Below are 6,710 nucleotides of genomic sequence, written 5' to 3'. Positions count from 1 at the left end.
AGGTGGGGCAAGAGGTGGGGGTTGGCGCGGGCGAAGCGTTCCACGCCCCTCAGGGAGTCCACGCGGGAAAGAAAAGCCACCAGGATGAGGGCCAGGAGGCCCCAAAGGGGGTACTGCCGGTTGCGGGCCCGGGGGTCGGGGATCTGGGACAGGGCTTCGCGCAGGGTCATGCCCCCTCTTTACTCCAGGAGCCGCATATAGGTCAAGTCTGCATGCTGGACCTCTTGGTGGTGGTCCCCCATCCCGACGACGAAAGCTTTGGTGCCGGTGGGGCGCTCCTCCTCGCCAAAAGGGCCGGGCTCAGGACGGGCATCCTCACCCTCACCCGAGGGGAGGCGGGGAGAACCCTGGGGCTTTGCCCCCCTGAGGAACTGCCCAGGGTGCGGACCCAAGAGCTTGAGCGGGCAGCGGAGATCCTGGAGGTGGACTTCCTCGAGGTCCTTTCCTTCCCCAACGCCCTACCCCAGGCGGTTCACCTGGAGTCCAGGGGCCCCAAAGAGGCGGCGGAGGGCCCCCGCGGCCTGGCCTCGGGAAAAGGCCTCCTCCACCACCCCGAGGCGGAAGCAGCCATCCAGGAAAGGCTTCTTGCCCAAGGGCCCCGCTATGTCCTCACCTTTCCCCCAGACGGCATCAACGGCCACCCCGACCACGTGGCCACAAGCCGCTACGCCACCAGGGCGGCGGAGGGCCTGGCCCGGGTGGTGTACTTCGTGCGGCCCGAAGGCCCCTGGCCCGTCACCCACCGCCTACACCTACCCGAATGGGCCCTGGCCCGGAAGCTCAAGGCCCTGGCCCAGCACCGGACCCAGGCCCTGTCCCTGCTGGATTTCATGGAAAGGTATCCGGAAAGGCTCTGGACGGAAACCTTCCACCTCCCCGGAACGGAGGGCACCCAGGAGGGGCCATGGTGGTGAAGCCCCTGGACCACACCGCCGACGTGGGGTTCCTCCTGGAGGCGGAAAGCCTCGAGGGCCTCTTTGAGGCCGCCCTTAAAGGGCTTCTCCAGGTGATGTTCCTCTTTCCCCCAGAAGGGGGAAGCCGGCGCAGGCGCCTTTCCCTGGAGGCGGAGGACCTGGAAACCCTCCTGGTCCGTTTCCTCAACGAGCTCATCTACCTGATCCAGACCAAGGGCTTCGTGCCCGGAAGGGCCCGGGTACAGGTAAACAAGGAAGCCGGGGGCTACCGCCTCACCGCCACCCTCTGGGGTGAGCCCTTCCAGGAGAGCTTTGGCTTCCAGGGAGAAGTGAAAAGCGCCACCTTCCACGGCCTGCAGGTGAGCCGGGAAAATGGGGCATGGAAAGCCCAGGTGATCCTAGACGTGTAGGGCGGAAAGACCCGCCCGCACCCGGTCCAAAAGCCCTGCCGCCACCAGGCTCCTGGCCCGAAGAAGGGCGTTTTTCACCGCCAGGGCATCGGCGGAGCCATGGCCGATGAAGACCGCTCCCTCCACCCCCAAAAGGGGCATGGCCCCATACTGGGAAGGATCCACCTTCTCCTTCACCTTCCGCAAAGCCCCCCGGGCCAAAAGAGCCCCCAGCCGGGCCAAGGGGCTTCCGGTAAGGGCTTCCTTGACCCAGCCCAAAAGCACCTTGGCCTCCCCTTCCGAAAGCTTCAGCACCACATTCCCGGTGAAGCCATCGGTGACCACCACCTCCGCGGTGCCCAAGAAGACATCCCGCCCCTCCACGTTGCCGAAAAACCGCTCTCCCAGGGCATCCTTCAGGAGGGGGTAGGTTTCCAGCACCAGGGCGTTGCCCTTCCCCTCCTCCTCGCCGATGGAAAGAAGGCCCACCTTGGGGTCCTTAAGGCCGCTGGCCTCGGCGTAGGCCAGGCCCATGGCGGCAAACTGAACGAGAAAGGAGGGGCGGCAGTCGGCGTTGGCTCCCCCGTCCAGGAGGAAGGTGCGTCCCCTTTGGCTGGGGAACTCCACCAAGAGGGCAGGCCTTTCCACCCCCTTGACCCGCCCCAGGGTGAAGAGGGCTGCGGCCATGGTGGCCCCGGTGTGGCCCATGGACACCACCGCCTGGACCTCGCCCCGCTTTAGAAGGTCCATGGCCACCATGATGGAGCTTTCCCGGCGCTTCCTCACCTCGGTGGCATGCTCCTCCATGGGAATCCAGTCTGGAGCATGGTGGATGGGCAAGGAAGTCCCCAGGCGGGCAAGCTCGGCCCGCAGGCGGGCCTCCTCCCCCACCAAAAGGACCTCCACCCCTTCCTTGGCGGCCAGGAAGGCTCCCTGGACCGTAACCCCGGGGGCCCGGTCCCCCCCCATGGCGTCCAGGGCGATCCTAATGCTCACGCGCTGGCAGGGAGGTGCTTCTGGATTTTGGCCTCAAAGTTGCGCTTGGGCTGGGCCCCCACCAGGACCTCCACCGGCTGGCCGTTTTTGAAGAGGATCACCGTGGGGATGCTCATGACCCTAAAGCGCATGGCCGTCTTGGGGTTCTCGTCCACGTCCAGCTTGGCCACCAAGAGCTTCCCCTCGTACTCCCTGGCCAGCTCCTCCAGGATGGGAGCGATCATGCGGCAGGGAGCGCACCACTCCGCCCAGAAGTCCACCAGGACCAGGGGGTGTCCGCCTAAGGTCTGGTCAAAGTTGGCGTCGGTAACCTCTATGGGCTTCACCATACCCCATCACTTTAAAGCAAAACCCCGGGGGCATACACCCCCGGGGGGAACCCTTTGGGGTTAACGCTTTTTCTTGCCGCCCTTCTTGCCCCCCTTGCCGCCAAAGCCCCCGGTGCCCCGGAGGAAGCTTTTGAGCTTGTTCTCAAACTCGGGGGACTGCTTGGGCAGGCGCCTGGGCCTGGGGGGCGGAGCCCCTTCCGGGGCGGGGGTGAGGTCCTTGATGGAAAGGTCCAGACGCCCCTTGGCGTCCCGGCCCTTCACCATCACCTGGACGATGTCCCCCTCGTTGAGGAAGTCCCGCACGTTCCTCACGAACTCGTGGGCGATCTGGGAGATGTGCACCAGGCCCTGCTCGCCCCCGGGGAGCTCCACAAAGGCGCCAAAATCCGTAACCCGCACCACGCGGCCCTCTACAACGCTTCCAGCTTCTAGCTCCACTTTCCTTCTCCCTTTGCGCGGCTAGGATCCGCGATGCCCCCACTATAGCACAAAGGGCCGCACCCCCTTTCGGTCCAGGGGGGCGAGGAGTTCGGCAAAGGTGCGCCCGAGCACCGGGTGGCGCCCCTCCGGGACGAGGTCGGCCAGGGGCACCAGGACGAAGGCCCGCTGGTGGAGCCTGGGATGGGGCACCTCGAGGCCCACCTCCCTCAGGACCAGGTCCCCGTAGAGGAGAAGGTCCAGATCAATGGTCCTCGGCCCCCAGCGCTCCTTCCGCTCCCGCCCAAGGCTTTGCTCTATCCCCAGGAGGCCCTCCAGGAAAGCCCGTGGGGAAAGCCCCGTGTCCACCTCCGCCACCAGGTTCAGGTAGGGGGGCTGGGGTGGGCCCACGGGCTCGGTTTCGTACACGGGGGAAAGGCGCAAAAACCGGGTTTCAGGAAGCCGGGAAAGGAGGGAAAGGGCCTGCAAAAGGTAGCCCGCCCGGTCCCCCAGGTTGGAACCCAAGCCCACATAGGCCAGCACCTCCCCAGTCTATCCGTTGACAAGGTGGTCCCGCCCCCCTACCCTGAAGGGGAGATGGCCGCCCGGGGCAAAACCTGATGGGGCCTGGGAAGCCTGGCTTCCCGGGCCCGCCCGGGGGCTTTTCTTTTGGAGGTGAGGATGGTTGGGGTAAACGGGGTAAATGTGGAATGGCGGACCCTTCTGGAAGCGGAGAAGAGCCTGGATACTGGCGTCTACACCAAGCACGACCTCCTTTTGGTACGGGGGCAGGGAGCCCGGGTCTGGGATGCCGAGGGCCACGAGTACATCGACTGCGTGGGGGGCTACGGGGTAGCCAACCTGGGCCATGCCAACCCCGAGGTGGTGGAGGCCATCAAGAAGCAGGCGGAAACCCTCCTCTCCATGCCCCAGACCCTGCCCACCCCCATGCGGGGGGAGTTCTACCGCACCCTGGTAAGCCTCCTTCCCCCCGAGCTCAACCGGGTCTTCCCCACCAACTCCGGCACCGAGGCCAACGAGGCCGCCATCAAGTTCGCCTGGGCCCACACCAAGAAGCGGAAGCTGGTGGCCGCCATGCGGGGCTTCTCCGGGCGCACCCTGGGAAGCCTTTCCGTCACCTGGGAGCCCAAGTACCGGGAACCCTTCATGCCCCTCTTGGGCCCCGTGGAGTTCATCCCCTTTAACGATGTGGAGGCCCTGAGGAAGGCGGTGGACGAGGAGACCGCGGCGGTGATCCTCGAGCCCGTGCAAGGGGAGGGGGGAGTGCGCCCGGCCACCCGGGAGTTCCTGGAGGCCGCCCGGGAGGTGACCCGGGAAAAGGGGGCCCTCCTCATCCTGGACGAGATCCAGACCGGCATGGGGCGCACGGGAAGGCGCTTCGCCTTTGAGCACTATGGGGTGGTACCCGACATCCTCACCCTGGCCAAGGCCCTTGGGGGCGGGGTACCCATCGGGGTAGCGGTGATGCGGGAGGAGGTGGCGAAAAGCATGCCCAAGGGGGGCCACGGCACCACCTTCGGGGGGAATCCCCTGGCCATGGCCGCCGGGGTAGCCGCCCTGCGCTATCTGGAGCGCACCCGGCTATGGGAGAGGGCCGCCGAACTCGGGCCCTGGTTCATGGAAAAGCTGAGGGAGATCCCCTCCCCCAAGATCCGCGAGGTGCGGGGGCTTGGGCTCATGGTGGGCCTCGAGCTCAAGGAAAAGGCTGCCCCCTACATCGAGCGCCTGGAAAAGGAGCACCGGGTGCTGACCTTACAAGCCGGCCCCACGGTGATCCGCTTCCTTCCCCCTTTGGTCATCGAAAAGGCGGATCTGGAGCGGGTGGTGGAGGCGGTGCGGGCTGTGCTAAGCTAACGGGATGAGGCAGCGCTTCCACGTGGAAGTGGAACGGGACGAGGAAGGCTACCTGGTGGCCCATGTCCCGGAACTTAGAGCCCACACCCAGGCCAAGAGTTTCGCCGAGCTGTTAGAACGCCTCCAGGAAGCCATAGCCGTATCCTTGGACACGGAGGAAGAAGTCGTCGTGCGGGGATTTTCCGGGGATTTGGAGATCGAAGCCGCGTGAGCCCCCGCCTAACCCCCATCGCCGGGAAGGAGCTGGTCCGCCTCCTACAGGAAGAAGGCTTCCAGGTGGTGCGCGTACGGGGAAGCCACGTGCGCCTTAAATACCCAGACGGCCGAGCCACCACGGTGCCGGTACACGCAGGAGAACTCCTTCACCCGGGAACGCTTCTAGGGATCCTCCGGGACGTGGGATGGAGCAAGGAGGAGTATGAGCACAAGCGCCTTGGACCCCGTTGAGTTCCTCAAAGGGGCCCTGGAGATCCCCTCCCCTTCAGGGCAGGAGCGCCTGGTGGCGGAGTACCTGGCGGAGGGAATGGAAAAGCTGGGCCTCAAGGCCTTCGTGGACGAGGCGGACAACGCCCGGGGCCAGGTGGGCCATGGCCCCATCCAGGTGGTCCTCCTGGGGCACATCGACACCGTGCCCGGAGTGGTGCCGGTACGCCTGGAGGGCAACAAGCTCTTCGGCCGGGGAGCGGTGGACGCCAAGGGCCCCTTCGTGACCATGATCTTCGCCGCCGCCGGGCTTTCCGAGGAAGCAAGGAAACACCTTACCGTTCACCTGGTGGGGGCCACGGAGGAGGAGGCCCCCAGTTCCAAGGGAGCCCGCTTCGTGGCCCCAAGGCTCAAGCCCCACTACGTCATCATCGGGGAGCCCTCGGGCTGGGAGGGCATCACCCTGGGGTACAAGGGAAGGCTTCTGGTGAAGGCCAGGCGGGAAAAGGACAACTTCCACTCTGCCCACCACGAGCCCAACGCCGCCGAGGAGCTCATCAGCTACTTCGTGGCCATCAAGGCCTGGGCGGAGGCCATGAACGTGGGGCAAAAGGCCTTTGACCAGGTGCAGTACACCCTAAGGGATTTCCGCATCCAGCCTGCAGAGCTCAAGCAGGTGGCGGAGATGTTCTTTGACCTGCGCCTTCCCCCGAGACTCCCCCCGGAGGAGGCCATCCACCACCTCACCGCCTACGCTCCCCCGACCATAGAGCTGGAGTTCTTCGGCCGGGAAGTACCCTACCTGGGTCCCAAGGACACCCCCCTCACCCGGGCCCTCAGGCAAGGAATCCGCAAGGCTGGGGGAAAACCCGTCTTCAAGCTGAAGACCGGGACCAGCGACATGAACGTCCTGGCCCCCCACTGGAAGGTGCCCATGGTGGCCTACGGCCCCGGGGATTCCACCCTGGACCACACCCCTCACGAGCACATAGAGGTGGAAGAGTTCCTGAAAGGGATAGAGGCGCTTAGGGAAGCCCTCGAGGCCCTGGCCAAAGCGCACCCACCGGAGCCAGCCTTGGGGTGACGACTCCCCGGACTAAAGTCCGGGGCTTCTCGGGGTGTTTCCCTGCGGGAAAGCACGCGGGGTCTCCCCCGAAGGCCCCGTCCAGGCCCTAGCCAGGATGTTTTGGGCTGCGGCCACGTCCCGGTGGAGAAGCGCCCCACACTGGGGACAGGTGTACGCCCGCACCCAGAGAGGCTTCTTCTCCCTATGGCCGCACACCGGGCAGTCCTGGCTGGTGTACTTGGGGTCTACCTTGATGACTCGCCTACCAGCTTCTTCCGCTTTGTAGGCGAGGATTGCGAGA

General features: G+C 65.7%; 12 protein-coding genes. 6 read left to right on the top strand and 6 right to left on the bottom strand.

The genetic code is table 11. The annotated features are described in order from the left end of the window. Positions 1-170, bottom strand: a 170-nt coding sequence (locus F604_RS12720) for a transposase family protein (RefSeq protein ID WP_169336163.1), incomplete at its 3' end; no start/stop codon positions are given. 42 nt (positions 171-212) lie between these two features. On the opposite strand from F604_RS12720, the gene F604_RS0111040 reads away from it, so the two are divergent. Together F604_RS0111040 and F604_RS0111035 are read left to right on the top strand one after the other, a co-directional pair. Then, positions 213-914 (top strand): PIG-L deacetylase family protein, encoded by a 702-nt coding sequence (locus tag F604_RS0111040; protein WP_019551699.1) that lies wholly within the window; start codon positions 213-215, stop codon positions 912-914. Further along, on the top strand, positions 905-1,324 hold the full coding sequence (locus tag F604_RS0111035; RefSeq protein WP_019551698.1) for an archease: 420 nt from the start codon (positions 905-907) through the stop codon (positions 1,322-1,324). The genes F604_RS0111040 and F604_RS0111035 overlap by 10 nt, the downstream gene beginning before the upstream one ends. Here the strand turns inward: F604_RS0111035 and plsX are convergent. From plsX to folK, 4 genes are read right to left on the bottom strand one after another with little or no spacing between them, the layout of a single operon-like run. Then, entirely contained in the window at positions 1,313-2,293 is a 981-nt protein-coding gene (plsX, locus tag F604_RS0111030; protein ID WP_026329141.1) for a phosphate acyltransferase PlsX, read from the bottom strand. The two genes, F604_RS0111035 and plsX, sit on opposite strands and share 12 nt — an antisense overlap. 2 nt (positions 2,294-2,295) lie before the next feature. Next, a complete protein-coding gene (gene trxA, locus F604_RS0111025) occupies positions 2,296-2,628 on the bottom strand; it encodes a thioredoxin (RefSeq protein WP_019551696.1) in 333 nt (110 codons plus the stop codon). A 60-nt stretch (positions 2,629-2,688) separates the two neighbouring features. Continuing rightward, positions 2,689-3,066: an RNA-binding protein S1 gene (locus tag F604_RS0111020; protein ID WP_015716279.1), complete on the bottom strand. Its 378-nt coding sequence runs from the start codon at positions 3,064-3,066 to the stop codon at positions 2,689-2,691. A 42-nt stretch (positions 3,067-3,108) separates the two neighbouring features. Further along, complete coding sequence (gene folK / locus F604_RS0111015) at positions 3,109-3,588, bottom strand: 2-amino-4-hydroxy-6-hydroxymethyldihydropteridine diphosphokinase (protein WP_019551695.1); 480 nt, start codon at positions 3,586-3,588, stop codon at positions 3,109-3,111. Between the two features lie 138 nt (positions 3,589-3,726). On the opposite strand from folK, the gene lysJ reads away from it, so the two are divergent. From lysJ to F604_RS0110995, 4 genes are read left to right on the top strand one after another with little or no spacing between them, the layout of a single operon-like run. Then, positions 3,727-4,920 (top strand): [LysW]-aminoadipate semialdehyde transaminase LysJ, encoded by a 1,194-nt coding sequence (lysJ, locus tag F604_RS0111010; protein ID WP_019551694.1) that lies wholly within the window; start codon positions 3,727-3,729, stop codon positions 4,918-4,920. 4 nt (positions 4,921-4,924) lie between these two features. Then, positions 4,925-5,131 (top strand): type II toxin-antitoxin system HicB family antitoxin, encoded by a 207-nt coding sequence (locus tag F604_RS0111005; RefSeq protein WP_019551693.1) that lies wholly within the window; start codon positions 4,925-4,927, stop codon positions 5,129-5,131. After that, complete coding sequence (locus F604_RS0111000) at positions 5,128-5,367, top strand: type II toxin-antitoxin system HicA family toxin (protein WP_019551692.1); 240 nt, start codon at positions 5,128-5,130, stop codon at positions 5,365-5,367. Before F604_RS0111005 ends, F604_RS0111000 begins: the two co-directional genes overlap by 4 nt. Further along, on the top strand, positions 5,339-6,427 hold the full coding sequence (locus tag F604_RS0110995; RefSeq protein WP_019551691.1) for a [LysW]-lysine hydrolase: 1,089 nt from the start codon (positions 5,339-5,341) through the stop codon (positions 6,425-6,427). The genes F604_RS0111000 and F604_RS0110995 overlap by 29 nt, the downstream gene beginning before the upstream one ends. A 12-nt stretch (positions 6,428-6,439) precedes the next feature. Here F604_RS0110995 and F604_RS12445 read toward each other — a convergent pair. Next, a partial coding sequence (locus F604_RS12445; RefSeq protein ID WP_026328991.1) for a zinc ribbon domain-containing protein occupies positions 6,440-6,710 on the bottom strand: 271 nt, incomplete at its 5' end.

It is taken from the genome of Thermus scotoductus DSM 8553, assembly GCF_000381045.1.
Classification (GTDB): domain Bacteria; phylum Deinococcota; class Deinococci; order Deinococcales; family Thermaceae; genus Thermus; species Thermus scotoductus.
The sequence above is the reverse complement of the archived record's forward strand: the minus strand, read 5'-3'. Positions and strand labels throughout refer to the sequence as shown.